Origin of the sequence: Indolivaga capnocytophagoides DSM 22835 (genome assembly GCF_000426485.1) — a bacterium.
GTDB classification, from domain to species: domain Bacteria; phylum Bacteroidota; class Bacteroidia; order Bacteroidales; family Dysgonomonadaceae; genus Dysgonomonas_A; species Dysgonomonas_A capnocytophagoides.
This window is the reverse complement of the sequence record NZ_KE384529.1, coordinates 293,494-312,479: the sequence shown is the minus strand read 5'-3', so window position 1 is coordinate 312,479 and position 18,986 is coordinate 293,494. Positions and strand designations below refer to the sequence as shown.

Annotated in this window: 9 protein-coding genes; 8 read left to right on the top strand and 1 reads right to left on the bottom strand. The window is 38.1% G+C overall.

What is annotated here, in order from left to right:
• Positions 1-11: 11 nt before the first annotated feature.
• From K322_RS0114585 to K322_RS19600, 3 genes are read left to right on the top strand one after another with little or no spacing between them, the layout of a single operon-like run.
• Positions 12-1,247 carry a hypothetical protein gene (locus K322_RS0114585; RefSeq protein ID WP_026627539.1) on the top strand — a complete coding sequence of 412 codons (1,236 nt, stop codon included), beginning with the start codon at positions 12-14 and terminating at the stop codon, positions 1,245-1,247.
• Positions 1,244-2,461: a hypothetical protein gene (locus K322_RS0114580; protein ID WP_026627538.1), complete on the top strand. Its 1,218-nt coding sequence runs from the start codon at positions 1,244-1,246 to the stop codon at positions 2,459-2,461. Before K322_RS0114585 ends, K322_RS0114580 begins: the two co-directional genes overlap by 4 nt.
• 41 nt (positions 2,462-2,502) lie before the next feature.
• Positions 2,503-3,432, top strand: a complete 930-nt coding sequence (locus K322_RS19600) for a DUF4465 domain-containing protein (protein WP_051290831.1) — start codon at positions 2,503-2,505, stop codon at positions 3,430-3,432.
• 76 nt (positions 3,433-3,508) lie between these two features.
• Here K322_RS19600 and K322_RS0114570 read toward each other — a convergent pair whose 3' ends face one another.
• Complete coding sequence (locus tag K322_RS0114570) at positions 3,509-7,498, bottom strand: hybrid sensor histidine kinase/response regulator transcription factor (protein ID WP_169714149.1); 3,990 nt, start codon at positions 7,496-7,498, stop codon at positions 3,509-3,511.
• Positions 7,499-8,087: 589 nt separating this feature from the next.
• Here K322_RS0114570 and K322_RS0114565 point away from each other — a divergent pair.
• The 5 genes from K322_RS0114565 (at position 8,088) to K322_RS0114540 (ending at position 18,975) form a co-directional block, all read left to right on the top strand.
• The gene (locus K322_RS0114565; RefSeq protein ID WP_026627536.1) at positions 8,088-10,259 is read left to right on the top strand and encodes an alpha-glucuronidase family glycosyl hydrolase; all 2,172 of its coding nucleotides are present in this window, start codon (positions 8,088-8,090) and stop codon (positions 10,257-10,259) included.
• Positions 10,260-10,264: 5 nt separating this feature from the next.
• Positions 10,265-11,602 (top strand): GDSL-type esterase/lipase family protein, encoded by a 1,338-nt coding sequence (locus K322_RS20755; protein WP_166786282.1) that lies wholly within the window; start codon positions 10,265-10,267, stop codon positions 11,600-11,602.
• Between the two features lie 14 nt (positions 11,603-11,616).
• Positions 11,617-14,775, top strand: coding sequence for a SusC/RagA family TonB-linked outer membrane protein (locus K322_RS0114550; protein WP_051290828.1), 3,159 nt, complete (start codon positions 11,617-11,619; stop codon positions 14,773-14,775).
• 16 nt (positions 14,776-14,791) lie between these two features.
• The gene (locus K322_RS0114545; RefSeq protein WP_026627534.1) at positions 14,792-16,585 is read left to right on the top strand and encodes a RagB/SusD family nutrient uptake outer membrane protein; all 1,794 of its coding nucleotides are present in this window, start codon (positions 14,792-14,794) and stop codon (positions 16,583-16,585) included.
• A gap of 95 nt (positions 16,586-16,680) precedes the next feature.
• A complete protein-coding gene (locus tag K322_RS0114540; protein WP_035332198.1) occupies positions 16,681-18,975 on the top strand; it encodes a GH92 family glycosyl hydrolase in 2,295 nt (764 codons plus the stop codon).
• The last annotated feature ends 11 nt before the right edge of the window (positions 18,976-18,986 follow it).

The following is an 18,986-nucleotide window of genomic DNA, read 5'->3' as shown; positions in this document are numbered from 1 at the left end:
AATAACTTATTATGAAAAAAGGACTTCTGTACTTACTGCTTCCGGCTCTGTGTTATGGAATTGCAGGATGTAGTGATGATGATAAAAATGATTCGGAAATAAGCATAACACTCAATGAATCATATAGTGTGGTGGCGAGTAAAATTCTGACTATTACACCTCAGGTTGCAACAGCAGATGTATCTTATCAATGGATACTTACTAAAAATCCCGTTAATGCTGTTAAAGATTCTCTGTTATCTACTGATGCCAGTTTAGCATTTATAGCTCTACAAGATGGAGTGTATGATATTACTTTGAAAGTAATAAAAGGAAACGAAAGCGGCAGTAAAGATTTTATCGTAAATGTAACCGGCGAAACGTCTCAATATTCGCCATACATTACAGCAATGTATGATTTTGCTCCTGCACCGGGTACACTGGCTAACGATTGCTATAAACAGGATGGATATACCAAAGAAGATGTAATGAAGATAGCATTGGGTCGTATAGATAATACCAGTGTCGGATATTTACTTGATTTAGGTAGTTTTGGAGGTTCTGTTGTTGTTGGTTTCGATCATACAGTTATAAATATTCCCGGAGAAAGAGATTTTAGAGTTTATGGCGTGAATGAGTCCGTACCGAACTTTGTTACGGCTCCCGGATTATTGTTTGTAGCCTATGATAAAAACGGTAATGGTAAACCTGATGATGATGAGTGGTATGAAATTAAAGGTAGTGCTCATAAAGACAATATCGTAGATAGTAATTTCTCGGTAACATATCATCGCCCGGCTAAAGATAAAGCTCCGGTACAGGTCGGTCCTTTTGATCCGTTTCAGGATCGAGAAAGCGTTTTGACCGAAAATAGTTTAGGTGAGTCTTTTTACCTCTCTCTCCTTCGTAACCGGAAAGATTTGTGTCCATCTTGGATTGATCAGGATAAGTTTACATTTACAGGCAAGAGGTTCAATATTAATATCAAACCCCAAGTCGCAGGACAATATACTTTGTGGCAGTACGATATTTTGGATTGGGGATATGCTAATGCTAAAGATCCTGATATAGATATAGATTGGGCTATTGATAAAGACGGAAATAAAGTTCATCTGCCGGGTATTGATTATATAAAGGTCGTGAATTGTGTCAGCTCGGATGACATTGTCAGATACTCGTCTTTGCAGACAACTGCAAGTACTAAATTCGCAGGAGCTGCCGACCTTCATATTTTAGAAAAGTATAACCTTAGAAAATCAGAAAAATGAAAAAATATATTCGATATACACTTTTGTTAGTACCTTTTGTATTTGTATATGCTTGTAGTAGTGACGATGATGATCCTGTTGTTCCGCCGATTGCTGTTCCAAGTATTGATATAAATCTTACCGCATCTTTTGAAACCGGAAGGTATAGTGTCGTAGAAATTAATCCTGATATAGATATTAAGAACGCAGATAATCTCGAAGTATCATATACCTGGTCTATTACCTCGAATGACAAAGATTCTGTTATTAGCGATCAAAAGGTGTTGAAGTTTATTTCTCCTCGATCAGGAAAATATGATGTAAGCTTAACTGTTGCCTGTGGTGAGACCTCCAAAAAAGCATCGACATCAGTTTCTGTATCAACAGATGATAATAACTACTCAAACATTGCAGGGACTGTGATTGAGTATTCTCCGGCTCCTGATTTTTCTTTATCGTGGGGTGGAATATTTGCTGTTGATGAAGCCGATGTTCTGGCTCAAGCTCAAGACGCAATGACAAATGATATGGGTATTTATTTAGGAAACTTCGGTGGATATGTTATTACAAAATTCGATCATACTGTTATTAACACGTATAACCAACGTGATTTACTTATAGAAATGGATGGATCTCTCGCGGATGTAAAAAAATTCAATACTCCGGTTGTTGTGATGGTTGCCTATGATGCAAATAAAAATGGAATAGCAGATGCTGATGAATGGTATGAAATAGCAGGAAGCGAACACCATAAATCTACAACTATTAGAAACTATGAAATAACTTATTTCAGACCGGATGCAGGAAAAGAACCTGTTGCAGGAATCCACGATTGGGAGTACGATACTCAGTACTTGAAATGGTCGTCTAATAAGAATGAAACAGGATATATAACACAGACTTCATTTGGTGTAGGTACAGATTATTATCCGGCATGGAAGCCTGATAGTTATACTTTAAAAGGTACTAAATTGGCTATTCCCATCAAAGATATCAGCGATGGAGACCAGTCTTCATGGAATGTAGGAACTTTTGAATGGGGATACGGAGGTATAAAGGATTCCCGCATTGATATAAGCTGGGCTGTAGACAAGGATGGTAATAAAGTTTATTTACCGGGAGTTGATTTTATAAAAGTATATGTACCCACATTTAGTGCCATTGGAGATTGGGGATATCTGACTTCGATATTTAAATCTGCAAAAGATATAAACCTCATATCTGAAGACCAATAAGGTTTCAGACCTATTTATTACACAAACAAAATTATTAAAACATGAAAAAAGCATTTTATTTTTTCGCAACGAGTTTGCTATTGGGGCTGGTCTCTTCTTGTAGCAGCGATTTTGAGAGTACCGATGATGGTTCTATTTCTTTAAGAACATCATTGACCAGTGTTTCGGATCCGGCAGTCGGCTCTACTACGACACTAAATCTATTGGATGATCAGTTGACAGGAGGTATTACTACTACCGGAGGTAAATATTGGGCGAATACTTATACTCCTAATACCAACGTGGTTAGTGATATTTTTACATTTTCCCATAGTTCTATGTTTGATCAATATAGTTATTGGGATGGATTTACTGTTTCTAATGTAAATGATATTACCAATTATGGAGCTCCAGGTAGTTCTGACGGTTGGGTTGCTCATCAATGGGGTTGTATGCCCGGTAGTGGGGTAAATACTGCGGGTTCTGTTGTTCCCGGAAAACCTGGAACTTCGGGTGCACCGTTTATTGTAGCATACTGGTCGAGTTATAAAGATCCGAAGAATCCCGGAGGACAGGCTTTTACCGAATCCACTTATTCTAACTGGATAAAGATAGGAAATACAGGAACTTATCAGATTAAAGGCTTAAGAATAGCTAATCATCCATGGCCTTATTATGGTAACCTGTCAGGAGACGGATTTGCTCGTCCTTTGAATATCTCCGGAGATTATTTTGATCTGTATATTTATGGTGTGAAGGCTGATAATACGGTAACAACTAATAAAGTAACAGTGAGTTTAGCTAAAAATATCGGTGGAACTCTAACTCAGTCAAATCTCTGGATTACAGTGAATACAGCTCAGTTGGCGGCTTTAGGTAATGTGAAGTATTTACTGTTTCAGATGGCATCATCTGATTCAGATCCTACTTGGGGTATGAATACTGCTGCTTATTTCTGCTTGGATAAACTTTCCGCGCAAAGAATTAATTGATGTAAAAGGATAAAATGAGGATATACGTTTTGTGTATATCCTCATTTTTTGACAAGATATGAGGTTTATACAGATTTTATTTCTTTTTTCGATATTCACGGGGTGTTGTATTGTTTCTTTTCGAGAATTCGCGATAGAAATATGATTTATTGGAAATACCGACCTTGTACATTATTTCCTGAATAGTAAGATTCGTTGTGATCAATAATCGTTCAGCTTTAATAAAACGGTAATCTTTGATAAAATCCATCGGGGCCAATGTGGTGATATTCTTTATTTTACGATATAATGATCGGCTGTTCATATGTAATGAATCCGCAATGAAATCAGGGCTTAGCAACTCGCTCTCAATGTTCTGGTCTATAATAGAAATAATAGAATCAATGAAGCTTTTTTCATCCTGATGAAGCAGGTTACCATCGGTGTACTGATATGCACTTTCCGGCGAATGATAATATGTTTTAATATCTTCTTTTTGAGTCAGTAGTCTATTTATGTGAGATTTCAGTAAGGATATGGAGAACGGTTTTGTCAGGTATACATCAGCTCCGGCCACTATACCTTCTTCTTGTTGGCTATCGGTTATTTTGGCTGAGATTACTATCAGAGGTATATATCTTAAAAACTTATTTTGTTTTATCTCTTTGATCAGTTCTATCCCGTCTTTTCCCGGCATCATTATGTCTGTAATAATCAGAGATATATTTTGTTTTTCGAGTATTCTTAATGCGTCTTCTGCATTATATGCGTTCATCACCTGATATGAGTCCGATATATAATTGGATATCATGCTTACAATATCCTTATTGTCATCAACTATCAGTATATAGTGAGATGAATCTTCTACTATTCTGAGGTGAGTTTCGCTATTTTCAGTGTTATTTTTGCTATCTTTAGATATATTGATTGTCGGGGTTATGAGTGGAAGGCTCACTCTAAATACTGTATACTCTCCGATAGAACTTTCGACCTCGATATTACCTTCAAGCAGTTTAGTCATATTATGACAGATCGATAAACCAAGACCAGTACGTGTCGTTAGTTGAGAGTATCCATTACTGTCTACATCTTCCAAAATATTATACCGGGTAAATATCGTTTCTAATTTCGAAGGCTCAATACCTTTTCCCGTATTATATACTTCTAGAGTGAGAGTGTGGTCGTCCGCTTTTACCGATATTCTGACTGTTCCTCCCGATGGTGTATATTTGAAGGCGTTGGATACCAAATTGCTCACTATCTTCTGAAAGCACGAGATATCGGTGTTCCATATAATATTGCTGTTTATGTTTTCTTCCATATTAACATCCGCTCTCTGGGCAATTAGTCGGTATGATTGAAGAAGACGAATAACAACTTCCGATATATTTATATCTTTAAGTATACACACTGATGTTTCATCTTTTTCGAGATTCCTTATAGTAAGCATTTCTTTGATTAACTTTTCCAGATCCGAAGCGTTATTGTAAAGAGTCTCGATATGAGAGCTATATCCTGAAGTGGTAAACTGCTTATCATTTCGTAATGTTTCGCAAATCCCTTTAATCAAGGTCAGAGGGGTAAAGAATTCGTGGGTTATATTGGTAAAGAAGTTTATTTTCGATTCCAAGAGTTCTTTTTTCTTCTTCTTTTCAATATCATTTATTAATTGTATATGTTTTTTTCTCAGTTGTTTTTTTACTATGGATAGAATATATCCACAGATTGAAATAATTAATACTGTATATATCAGATAAGCCGTATTGGATAAATACCAAGGCGGTAGTTTGATTATATCTATTGTTTTGAACTGTTCGTTTCCTTCCGCCACATCATTTTTATATTTGACTTTCAGCGTATATTTTCCGTAAGGCAGATTGATGAAACTGACCTCGTTGACCTTCTGAAGGTCTATCCAGTTATCATTGTAGTTTTCCAGTTTGTAAGAATACTCGTAGCTGTTATCACTCAGGAAATTAATGGCTATAAATGATATCGCAAAGAATGAGATATTTGATGGTATTTCTATTGCTTTTGTTTTCGGATTTATAAATTTACTAAGCGGAAAGCTTTCTCCCGAAACTTTAATGTCGAAAAAGTGAAACTTAGTATTCTTTTGAGGTTCCGTGCGGATGCCTCTTTCTGGGTTGATACATACCAAGCCATTAACTCCCCCAAAAAACAGATTATTTGTATATGGACATTTCCAGAATGCGTCGTCCGAAAATTCGACAATAGATAATGCCGGAGAACTGAAATTGAAGAAAGAATCGTTTCGGGGATTATATTTTATCAGTCCCCTGTTTGAACTGAGCCATATGTATCCGTCGCTGTCTTCGAGTATACCATGAATCATATCGTTAATCATCCCGTTTTTTTTATCGAATTGTTTTACCTGTAACTTATCTCCGGATAGATGTCTAACCTGTGTCAGACCAGAGCTGGATCCGATATATAGAGACGAATCATGACTTTCGTAAACACAAAGAACATCACCCATTGCCGATTTTTCGCCATGTTGATTTATAGGCATAAAGTGATACTTATTATTCAGAATATTAAACTGAGCCACGCCATAACCACCTCTGCTGCCTATCGTGAGATTTTGATGTCCATCATAACTCATTGAGTGAATCTCATTACAGATAAAGTTACCGGCTTTTAATAAATGAGTTTCTGCCGATTTAATATACAGGTTAGATGCTTTTTGTGTTAAGGTCAATTTTATTAATCCAAATTCGGTCGTTGAGACCCAAAGCGTAGAGTCGTTAATCTCCTTGATGGAATGTATTCTTTCTACTCTTTTTCTTGTATTATTTATTACTTTACGGATTTTGTTATCCGAATAAGAATAGTAAGAAAGTCCACGTTCTGTTCCGATCCAGAAAATAGGTTTGCTCTTGCTGCGTTCCAATCCGAAAACCTGATTGTCCGTTAGACCTTCATTACTGGTAAACCGGTGAAGTTTATCAGTCTCGAAAATATTAGTGTTACTTCCATAGTCTTTTATTTTTAGTAAGCCGTCTCCGTTTGTTCCGATCCATAGATTATGCAGAGAATCGGTGAGAATAGCTCTGATTGGCTTGTTTATCAATTTCAGATCGTCTAATGATGTCTGGGTAAATTGTTGCAAAGTTTCTCTATATTGTAAAACACCCAGACCATCGCTCCCTATCCATAACAGATTCTGATAACGGTCGGGCCACATACAGAATATAGGTATTCCCTTACCTCCTTTATTTGTGGAGTCAATAGAGCCGTCTTCATTAATTTTAATAAAACCTGAATTCTTAAAAGTCATGTAAATACAACTGTTGAATATTTTTATCTGGGTAATAAAACCCGAATCACCTTCAATAAAAGAAGACAGGTCTGTGATGAATGTTTTTTTTGATGTAACAAGATTATATTTGTACAGTTTATTTTGTATATCGACAAAGTACAAAGCATCGGAGTGAACCACAGCCTTATCTATTCTTCGATCATGGATATTATGCTCTTTTCCTCTGAATTTATTTGTGGCTTTTATATCGGAACGTTCCTTGACCATCAGTCGCCCGTCATTGGTTAGGATACATACATTACCCGAGTATAAAAACATTTTATTGATGTCTCCCAGCGTAATATTAGGATTAGAGATTGGTATATTGTAAAAGGCGGAACGTTCATTCTTTCCTTGCTTGTTTATACAATGCGTTATTGTATTGTCTTTAGTAATCATCCATGTATTTCCATCTTCGTCAGTTTCTATATTGGTCAGTTTCGGATATTGTGTATAGGATTCTGTGATAACCCTGTCTCTGAGTGAAAATTTATTTAACCCCAAGGTTGTTGATATCCATATATAGTCTTTCCCTCCCGATGTTATCTTATAGATTATATTGCTGCATAGCGACAATGGATTATTCTGTTCGTGCCTGTATGTGATAACTTCCCGTCCGTTATATAAATTTAATCCGTCATAAGTGCCTATCCACATATATCCGTCTGTATCTTGATAGATATATAATACAGCATTGTTCGATAAAGGTATATCGGCTTTCTGTATATGAAATGAAGCTTCAACCGGTTGTATGTGTACCAGCATATATATACAGAATAGGAGTAAGTCATATGCTTTATTTATAAGATATTTGGTTTGCTGCATCTTTATAATCGGTTCTTTATTGATATCTAAGTAAATCAGTTTTTGAGAGTATTGTCTTTTATGAATATCCTAGTTTATTCAAAAAGTCACAAAATCAGTAATTAGCCAACAGTAATCAGTTCTCAATGTTTTATTCGGAAAAAGGTAACAAAGGTTATACCTAAAATGTATTTTTCACTTGCTTTCTTTTCATAAATGCTTCATCCTTTGATTTGTCTTTTAGGTATAGATAAATTATCTGAGGTTAATTCTGATAATTTGATTGTATCCAACAGAGACATTTCTCTACACCATAAAGGTATAATTATAAAATTTCGGAGGCAAGCTGTGTTTATGGATATTGGTACTTTAAATTACCAAAAAGGTATCTTCTTTTACCGCATGTAAATAAAGATACCTTTTTATATAATACAGGAAAACGATACTAATAAGGAATGTCTTAACATTGTATCCGGATAAGCAATGCAACTCGGATGCTATCGTCTTTTATCCGCTTATTGAATTTGTTAACATTATAATTTAATTCCTTATGAATCGACCTTCACGATTTTATATCGTTTTGTTCCTTATGTTGTTACTTTGGCATCATGGTACATCAGCCGAAAACGGTTATAATCTTTGGCTGCGTTATGTGAAAATCGCAGACCCTGCATTAATAGATAACTATAAAGACAAAAATAGGCATATTGTATTTCCTGCCGTATCAGATAGGCTTAAAGCAGCTAAAGCTGAGTTGGAATTAGGTTTGAAGGGGATGTTGGCTCTTGAACTGAATGAAACAGATAAAGCAGTAAACGGGACTTTAATCGTTGGCACTCCCACATCATCAAAAGTAATAGCGGAACTGCCATTTGTTTCAGAGATAAATAATCTTGATAACGAAGGTTATATTATACGAAGCTGCACTGTAAACGGAAAAGGGATAACCGTTATAGCTGCCCGCGAAGATATTGGTATTCTGTATGGTATATATCATTACTTACGGTTGATGCAGACCAACTTATCATTAAATAAGCTCGATATTAAAGAAGAACCTAAATTACAGTACCGGGTTTTGGATCATTGGGACAATCTCGATGGTACAATAGAACGTGGATATGCCGGTTATACATTGTGGGATTGGGCTCGTCTTCCGAGATACAAAGATCCGCGTTATATAGATTATGCCAGAACCAATGCTTCTATCGGTATCAATGGTGCTGTTTTGAATAATGTAAATGCCAATGCAAAAAGTCTCAACACCGAATGGCTTGTCAAGGCGTCAGGTTTGGCGGACGTTTTTCGTCCTTATGGAATACGTATATACCTTACTGCCCGTTTCAGTGCCCCGAAGGAGATCGGAGGATTGCCTACAGCAGACCCTTCCGACCCTAGAGTTCGTCAGTGGTGGAAAGAAAAGGTAAAAGAGATATACCAATTGATTCCTGATTTTGGAGGTTTTTTGGTGAAAGCCAATTCCGAAGGGCAGCCCGGACCTCAGGATTATGGGCGTACACATGCCGATGGAGCTAATATGATGGCTGAAGCTCTCGAACCTTATGGCGGTATTGTTTTCTGGCGTGCCTTTGTTTATCAGAACGAGCGGGATATAGACAGAGTGATCAATGGATATAATGAATTCAAACCTCTTGATGGGAAATTTAATAAAAATGTATTTGTACAGCCCAAAAACGGAGCAATTGACTTTCAACCGAGAGAGCCGTTTCATCCTTTATTCGGATCGATGCCCGAAACTCCTTTAGCTATTGAATTTCAGATCACCCAGGAAAATCTCGGTCATGCAGGGCATCTGGTTTATTTGGGGGCTCTGTTCGAAGAAACTTTACAATCCGACACTTATGAAAAGGGAAAAGGTTCTACTGTCTCAAAAGTATTACAGAATTATAAAAAAACGCATGGCATATCAGCAATGGCAGGAGTTCCTAATATCGGAACAGATATTAATTGGACAGGACATTTATTTGGTCAAGCCAACTGGCATGCTTTCGGGCGTTTGGCATGGAATCCTGATCTCTCAAGCATAGAACTTTCGGAAGAGTGGATAAGAATGACATTTTCGAATGATAAAAGTATTTTGAAACCTATTCAGAAAATAATGCTTATGTCACGGGAGACTGCCGTAGATTATATGACTCCTTTAGGACTCAATCACATAATGAATTACAATACACACAACGGTCCTGAGCCCTGGCACGATGACCCTTTATGGACAGCATTTGATTATCATAAAGTTACCACTGACAGTATTGGGGTAGATCGTACAAGAACAGGCAGCAATGCTGTCGGACAATATCACGAACCTTTAGCAAGCACATTTAATGATCCTAAAACATGTCCGGTTAACCTTCTGCTCTGGTTCCATCGTATTCCGTGGACTTATAAGATGCCTTCGGGGCAGTATCTTTGGTATGAGATGGTCGATTATTATTACAAAGGTGTTGATGGTGTTCGGCAAATGGAAAACATTTGGAATACACTTGATGGCAAGATCGATAAAGAACGTTTCGAACACGTGAAGTCTTTACTGAAACTGCAGGAAGATGAAGCTGTATGGTGGAGAGACGGTTGTTTGTTGTTCTTCGGACAATACTCTAAAATGCCTATACCTGCCAAATACGAGCAGCCAAAGCATTCTCTAGAATATTACAAAAAGATTCCATTCCCATACAATTGGGATAGTACTCTTTTCCTTAAAAAATAAAAAAAATGAACCTGAAATATCGATTTATAAGCATGCTGTTTGCCTGCTTACTTATCTGTACGACCTATTCCCAAATAAAAGTTGCTTGTGTAGGCAACAGTATCACCGAAAATTGGGCATTGGATCAGAATGAAAAATATCCCTCTATACTTCAACGATTGTTAGGAGACGGGTATACTGTGCGTAATTATGGAATAGGAGGACGTACTATGTTGAAGTCGGGAGATCATCCTTATTGGGTAGAGGACAGATACAAAGAAGTATTGGCATGGAACCCCGATATTGTCGTTATTAAGATGGGAACTAATGATGCGAAACCTCATAACTGGATTTACAAAAATCAGTTTGAAGGAGATTATATCCAGTTTGTCAATTCTTTCAGAAAACTAGCTGCGAAGCCCCGGATATATCTCTGCTATCCGATACCGGCTTTTGAAGGCAACTCTCTGAATGTGGATGATCGTACGATTACAAATGAGATAATTCCCATTGTTAACAGGGTTGCGGAGAAAACCCGGTCGTCGGTGATAGACCTTTATTCTCCTCTGGCAGGAAAAAGCGATTATGTGTATGATAAGATACATCCGAATGTAAAAGGTACGACTGTCATGGCACGGGTGATTGCAAAGGAGATCTGTCCTCGCCGTCATTTTCCTAAACCTGCAGAATCTAAACTGGATGTTATTTTTATCGGTAACAGCATAACGGAGGGTACTTATCTGAAAAATCCACCTCCTACCGTTGCGGCATTGCTCCTCGACAGTCTGGGATATGATGTTGTTTATCGTAACTGCGGAATAAGCGGATATACTACATACGACTTTTTGCCCGGAGGTAAAGCTTTTCATAAAGTTATTGTTGCTGCTGACTCTATTCATAGGAGTGATGCCCGACTGGTATTTTCCATCAAACTCGGAACAAATGACAGTGCGTCGCATGGTACAAACGGAGCTCCTGTATCAGCGCAGCAATTCGAGACAAATATGCAATCTATAATAGATAGTCTGCATTATAGGTATTCTTCCGCAAAAATAATATTGCACAATGCCCTTTGGTATAGTCCCAATACACACAATAGTGCCGTTTACTTGCAAGAAGGACTGAACAGACTGCAGACATATCGGCCTGTTATCAGCCGGCTAGCCGAAACAAATCAGCCATTTGTAGAGATGGGAGACCGTAAAGGGTTTGATTTATTCAGGAAATATTACAAGATATACCATAAACCACAGGAGGGTAAATCGGGTATTTTTTACCTCCATCCCAATGTTGAGGGTAGTAAAGTACTCGGTCGACTGTGGGCTTTAAGTATAGATCAGGTTTTACAAAAAACGAAACATTAATTTAAATCAAAACTATGTTAACTAAGAAAAAGAAAGGAATTGTTCCTTATAAAAGGAACTTCTTGTGGCTGTTGTTTGCCTTTGGGGTGACAATGCCTTCTCAATCTACTACGAAAGACACCGGGGTTTTGGAAGCATCCTCAGTACAACAAGCTAAAAAAATAATATCGGGAACTATCGAGGACTCTTCAGGACCTCTTATTGGAGTTACCGTCCTTCTTAAAGGAAAAAAGCAAGCTACAATGACAGATCTCGAAGGGAAATTTTCGCTGGAAGCCTCTGTCGGAGATATTATCGAGATTTCTTACATTGGATATCGTAAGCAGGAGGTCAGTGTTAAGAATAATCAGGATTCTTATACAATCAAGTTGGAAGAAGACTCACATCTATTGCAAGATGTAATGGTTGTTGGATATGGTGTGCAGAAAAAATCAGATGTTACAGGAGCTATGGTCAATGTCAGCGAAAAGACATTGCGGGAAACCCCAGTGGCTAATGTGGCCTCGGCTTTGCAGGGAATTGCTGCAGGAGTTGATGTCCAGATGGATGGGGGAAGCACTCATCCTGGAGCAGTACCTACAATACGAATACGTGGCGAACGTTCGATCGGAGGACGGAATGATGCTCTTATAGTGTTGGATGGAATTCCTTTCAGCGGAAATCTGAATGATATCAATAACGATGATATTCAGAGTATCAGTATTCTGAAGGATGCATCTTCTACAGCTATTTACGGATCGCGTGGAGCAAACGGTGTAATCCTTATAACTACTAAAAAAGGAGCCAAAAGTACCTTGAAAATCAGTTATAGCGGTTATTATGGCATCACAACTGCCATAAAAGACTATAAACTGATGAATTCTGAGCAGTTTATACGACTCAAGCAGTGGGCTTTTTATAATGCCAACAGCGATAAATACACAGGACCGGACGATCCCGAAATAATGAAGCTAAACAGGGTATTTACCGATCAGTCCGAAATGGATGGCTATTATTCAGGTAACAATACTGACTGGCAAGATCTTATTTATCAGAATGGTATGACTACCAACCATCAGATTTCGATCAATGGGGGAGGAGACCGTACCACTTACAACGGGTCTGTGGGGTATTATAAAGGCGAAAATAATTTCAAGGCTCATACTTTTGAGCGTATGACGGCTAAGCTTTCTCTGGATAGTCAGGTGAGTAAAGCCATGAAGATAGGTCTATCTTCTTTGACAGGCTATATTCTGAACAACGGCGCGAACAATAATCCGATGGATCAGGCTTTGAGAGCATCTCCGTTTGCCACGCCTTATGATGCCGAAGGTATTTTGACTAAAGAACTCGCCGGAAGCGGTGGACAGGTATGGAATCCTGTATTAGACCTGCAACCCGGAGCTATAGTTGATAAACGCCGTTCATTATCGACATTCAATGTAGGATATGTAGATATTGCCCTGCCATATGGATTGAGTTACAAATTTAATGCCGGATTACAATTGAAATATGAAACGCTCGGACAGTTTGAAGGCAGCTTAACTACTAAAAGGAAAGCAAGCCAAAATAGATCCTATTCCGATCACTATTTAGGGTTGGAGTATACAATAGAAAATATATTGAACTGGAATAAGACGATAGCTAAAGACCATAATTTTTTTCTTACCGGATTGTATAGCCTACAGGAAAGACAACGTGACGGAAACTCTATAGAAGCATATAATTACTTCAATGATAATGTTGAATTTTATAATCCTTCTCCCGAGTTGGCCTTAGGGAAAACCGTTGGAGGCGGTGGTTTCGAAAAGTGGCGTATCATGTCGTTTATGGGGCGTTTAAACTATAATTTTAAAGAAAAGTACCTATTGACAGCTACTATCCGTACCGATGGATCTTCACGTTTGGCTGAAGGAAACAAATGGCACTCATTCCCTTCTGTGGCTCTTGGCTGGAATATAATGAGAGAAGATTTCATGACAAACCAAAAGGTATTATCGAATCTCAAATTAAGATTAAGCTGGGGTAATGTCGGAAGTACAGCAGTAGATCCCTATCAGACCATGTCGAAGTTGAGTACTAATAGGTATATGCTCGGAAGTGAGGGAGTTGTGGGTGTTAAACCAAGTTCGGTTCCCGATAAATCTTTAGGGTGGGAATATACAGAAACCACGAATATGGGTATAGACTTTGGATTCTTATCGAACAGAATTACCGGTACTTTGGAACTATATCAACAAAAAACAAAAGATCTGTTGTTGAAAGTAAGTCTACCGAGAACTTCTGGATATTCGAATGAATATCTAACCAATTTAGGAAATACTACAAACAAAGGTATAGAATTAAATATCAGTACAGTGAATCTGGACGGAGACGGAAAAGATAAACTTTCGTGGACAACTGATTTTAATATTTTTGCAAATCGCAATAAAGTGACGAATCTGGGTGAAGGTGTCCTGAAAGACGAGAGTAACAACCTGTATTTAGGGAAAGACCGTTGGGTAATATATTCGCTCGAAGCGGATGGATTATGGCAGGATACCCCCGAAGACATTACTTTGGCTCAATCATACGGGTACTCTACATCTGGGCCATCATCTGTAATCGGTACTGTAAAGATAAAGAATCATCATATTGATTACGAGGAAGATGGTGTAACCCCCAAAGCCAAACAGGTAATTAATGACGATGATCGGGTATATCTAGGCAGACGTTCTCCGGATTTTGAAGGTGGTATTAGCAATCGTTTCGGCTACAAAGGATTCGATCTTTCATTCCTATTCTCTTTTAAATCAGGCGGTATACTTACTTCGAGTATGCATGACAATTGGATGAATACATTAGGAGGTCGGTTTAATAATCTGAATATCGATTATTGGACACCTGAAAATACAACCGCACGTTGGCCTAAACCATCTACGGCAGGTGTTAATTACAGAAATCTTTTAGCGAGGTACGATGCTTCTTACATAAAACTGAGAAATATATCGGTTGGATATACGATTCCTAAAGATATATCATCGAAATGGAATATAGATAATGCAAGGGTATATGTAACAGCATACAATTTGTATACATGGTTCGATTCGCAGTACAAAAAAGACGGAGGAATTGATCCAGAGACTACCAGTACTGTAAACCTGAATACACCTCCGACCAGATCCTTTATTTTCGGAGTAAACTTATCATTCTAATTAAAAATAATTAAACATGAAAAAGCAATTATATTTTCTATCTATAATATGCCTGCTTGTAGGTTTCTCTTCATGTAAAGATTGGCTTGATGAAGAAAACCATTCGAGTACAACACAAGATTTTCTGAAAACACCTCAGGGTTTTAAAATGGGTGTTAATTCCGCTTATGCTGTATTGGGCAGTATGTATGGTGACGAAGGGGGGATTCATGGATTGATGAATCCGGGAACCGATGAGTTCAAGAGTGGGACAACCGAAAACCGTACGACGGCAATGTCTATATACGATCTTACCAGATATACAGCCAATAATGAGTTTCCCGGAAATATGTGGTCGTATGCATATGATAATATAAATACCCTGAACTACCTGATAGAGCATGCCGAGGAAATTCAGATCGGAAATGAATTGACATTAGTTCAAAGGACTCAGTATCTGGGAGAAGCCAAGTTTTTGAGGGCATTTCTTTATTTTAATCTAGTGCAGCAGTTCGGAGATGTAACCGTTACAACTACATTTAATGATCAGCCTTCGAGAGCTGCCGTTCGGGACGATCTGTTGAAAGCATATGATGTGATTATTTCCGATCTCGAAGGAGCCATTAAAGATTGTTCTGCCAGTCCTCAAAAGAACGGTTTGGAATCAGGACGTGCATCCGGAGCCACAGCTCAGCATCTATTGGCTAGAGTGTATCTGACTCTGGGATGGATATATGATAAAGATGCCGCAACTTATCCTAATAACAGTCATAACAAGTATTATGATCCTACCAAGGCAAAAGAATACTATCAGAAAGCTTACGATACAGCCGCTAAACTCATTACCGATGCTCCGTCATTGGGGATATATCTAATGGCGAAGTTTGCAGATGTGTTTGATGAGGCTAATGATGCCCCGTCTAATAGAAATACCGAGGCATTATTTGTGGCTCGCATGGACTGGGACTTGAATAATACATACGGACGTACATCAACTTTAAATCACTATTTTGTAAATGGATATGATTCGTATTTGGGCGAACGGAATATTAATGACGGAAGAACTTATGCATGGTTCAATCCCAATAACTATACTTATCAGGCATTCAACCTGAGAGATAAGGATACCAGATATGATGCTACATTTCAGAAAGTATGGTATGCTACCAAAAAACAAAAAGGCGGCGATATTTCATACACCATCAATGGAACAAAGGAATCTTTCAGTTGGGAATATACTGTAGTAGGTGATACAGCCCTTTATTTCCCCGGATATAAGATGTCTGCTGAAGAAATCAGGAAAAAGACTCAAAGCCGTACCGGATTGAATAAGTATATCATATTTACACCGGATGCATACGAAGGAAATAAAATATTTCCGACAATGAAAAAGTTTTTGGATAAAACCCGTGCCCAATACAATGATAATTCGGACCGCTCATATGTTATCTTTCGTTTGGCGGAAACATATTTGCTGGCTGCCGAAGCTGCTTATAAACTAAGCGATAAAGGAAATGCGGCCCGCTATATAAATGAGGTAAGAGAACGTGCTCGAAATAAGGAAACTTCTTCCGTTGGAGCATTGGATGTAACTGCGTCTGATATCACTCTCGATTTTATACTCGAAGAGCGTACTCGTGAACTTCTAGGTGAACATTGCAGGTGGGCAGATCTAGCTCGTACAGGTACTCTGTTGAAACGTGTAAGACTTTATGACGATGGGCAAGCTAAAACCAATATTGCAGATAAGCATCAGCTCAGACCGATTCCTCAGAGTCAGATAAACAGAGTAACAGTGGGTGAACCGTATCCGCAGAATTCAGGATGGTAACCCGAGATATTAATATATAGTTTGTAACAAGCTGGGATACCGGCTTGTTATTATTACATATATAAACATTCCTCTTATATAATAAAGATATAGAAATGAATAAATTACGAAAGCAATTATTTGCTGTGTTCTGTCTGATATCCATACCTTGGGTGTCGGCAGCAGAGAAAGTAGAGCCCGTTGATTATGTAAACCCGTTGACCGGAACATTATCGAAGTTCGAATTATCTACCGGAAATAATTATCCGGTAATAGCTCGTCCGTGGGGTATGAATTTTTGGTCACCTCAGACGGGAAAAATGGGCGATGGATGGCTGTATACTTATACTGCCGATAAAATCAGAGGTTTCAAGCAGACTCATCAGCCTAGTCCGTGGATGAATGATTACGGTCAATTTTCGATTATGCCTATTACCGGTAAAATAACTTTTGACGAAGATAAACGAGCTAGTTGGTTTTCTCATAAAGCAGAAGTTGCAAAACCATATTATTATAAAGTGTATCTGGCAGATCACGATATTACGACCGAGATTACACCGACCTCTCGAGCTGCAATGTTCAGAATCACTTTTCCCGAGAGCACAAACTCTTATATAATTGTCGATGCTTTCGATAAGGGATCCTTCGTCAAAATAATACCGGATGAAAATAAAATAATAGGATATACTACCAGAAATAGTGGAGGTGTACCCGAAAATTTTAAGAATTATTTTGTTATTAAGTTTGATAAAGCATTTACTTACAAAGCAGTTGTTGATGATAACGAGATATTGAAGGGTGAGACCGAAGTTTCAACAAACCATGCAGGAGCTGTAATTGGATTCCAAACCCGAAGAGGAGAAAAGATCCATGCGAAGGTAGCATCTTCCTTTATTAGCTACGAACAGGCTGAGCAGAATCTGAAAGAACTGGGAAGTGATACATTTGATGAATTAACAGACAAAGGACGTGACGAGTGGAATCAGGTTTTGAGTAAGATCGAAGTAGAAGACGATAATCTAGATCATTTGAGAACATTTTATTCCTGTCTTTATCGATCGGTACAGTTTCCTCGTACTTTTTATGAAATAAATGCTCAGGGAGAGGTTGTACATTATAGCCCTTTTACAGGAGAAGTATTACCCGGATATATGTTTACCGATACAGGTTTCTGGGATACTTTCCGTTGTCTTTTTCCGTTCTTAAATCTTGTTTATCCTTCGATAAACGAAAAGATACAGGCGGGATTGGTCAATGCTTACAACGAAAGCGGTTTCTTACCGGAATGGGGAAGTCCGGGACACCGTAATATTATGATCGGGCAAAATTCGGCATCGGTTGTTGCTGATGCTTTCGTCAAAGGGCTCAAAGGATATGATATAGAACAATTATGGAAAGCGGTAACTCGTGGAGCTAATGACCACCTGAAAGAAACGGCTTCGGGCAGGGTAGGATATGAGTATTACAATAAATTGGGGTATGTGCCCAATAATGTAAGTGTTGGGCAAAATGTTGCCCGCACTCTCGAATATGCTTATAATGATTGGTCTATATATCAGTTAGGGAAAGTATTAGGTAAGTCTGCAAATGAATTGGAGCAATATAAGAAGGGAGCATTGAATTATAAGAATGTCTATAATCCTAAGTATAAAATGATGTGCGGTAAGGATGACAAAGGTGTATTCAATCCACAGTTTAAACCTGAAGACTGGAGTAATGAGTTTTGCGAGGGGAACAGTTGGCATTGGAGTTTTTGTGTGTTTCATGATCCGCAAGGACTTATTGATTTAATGGGAGGTAAGGACACTTTTAATCAGATGATGGATTCTGTATTTATCATCCCCAGTTATCTGGGGATCAACAGCCGTAATATAATACATGAAATGAGGGAGATGCAGGTAATGGATATGGGGCAATATGCTCATGGAAATCAACCGATACAACATATGCCCTATTTATACAACTATTCGGGCGAACCATGGAAAACACAGTTCTGGGTACGTGAAATTATGGAAAAACTGTACAATTCTAATCCTGATGCATATTGTGGTGATGAAGATAATGGACAAACGTCGGCTTGGTATGTATTCTCTGCAATGGGATTTTATCCTGTTTCGCCCGCTACAGACGAGTATGTATTGGGTGCTCCTCTTTTTAAAAGTGTGAAAGTCAATCTTGAAAATGGCAAAAGTATTTTAATAAAATCGATGAATAATTCGAAAGATAACCGCTATGTGAAATCTGTAAGATTAGGAAAGAAAGTCTATTCGAAAAACTATTTTACACACAAGGACTTGACCGGAGGTGCCGAGATTATTTTTGAGATGTCTTCGGTCCCCAATAAAAATAGAGGTACGAACGATGTGGATTATCCGTATTCTTTTTCGAAAGAATTGGAAGGTTCAAAATAAATAAAACTAAA

Coding starts and splice junctions, on each gene's coding strand:
- K322_RS19600 (WP_051290831.1), top strand. CDS start 2,503: ATGAAAAAAGCATTTTATTTTTTCGCAACGAGTTTGCTATTGGGGCTG.
- K322_RS0114565 (WP_026627536.1), top strand. CDS start 8,088: ATGAATCGACCTTCACGATTTTATATCGTTTTGTTCCTTATGTTGTTA.
- K322_RS0114585 (WP_026627539.1), top strand. CDS start 12: ATGAAAAAAGGACTTCTGTACTTACTGCTTCCGGCTCTGTGTTATGGA.
- K322_RS0114550 (WP_051290828.1), top strand. CDS start 11,617: ATGTTAACTAAGAAAAAGAAAGGAATTGTTCCTTATAAAAGGAACTTC.
- K322_RS0114570 (WP_169714149.1), bottom strand. CDS start 7,498: ATGCTGGTACACATACAACCGGTTGAAGCTTCATTTCATATACAGAAA.
- K322_RS20755 (WP_166786282.1), top strand. CDS start 10,265: ATGAACCTGAAATATCGATTTATAAGCATGCTGTTTGCCTGCTTACTT.
- K322_RS0114545 (WP_026627534.1), top strand. CDS start 14,792: ATGAAAAAGCAATTATATTTTCTATCTATAATATGCCTGCTTGTAGGT.
- K322_RS0114540 (WP_035332198.1), top strand. CDS start 16,681: ATGAATAAATTACGAAAGCAATTATTTGCTGTGTTCTGTCTGATATCC.
- K322_RS0114580 (WP_026627538.1), top strand. CDS start 1,244: ATGAAAAAATATATTCGATATACACTTTTGTTAGTACCTTTTGTATTT.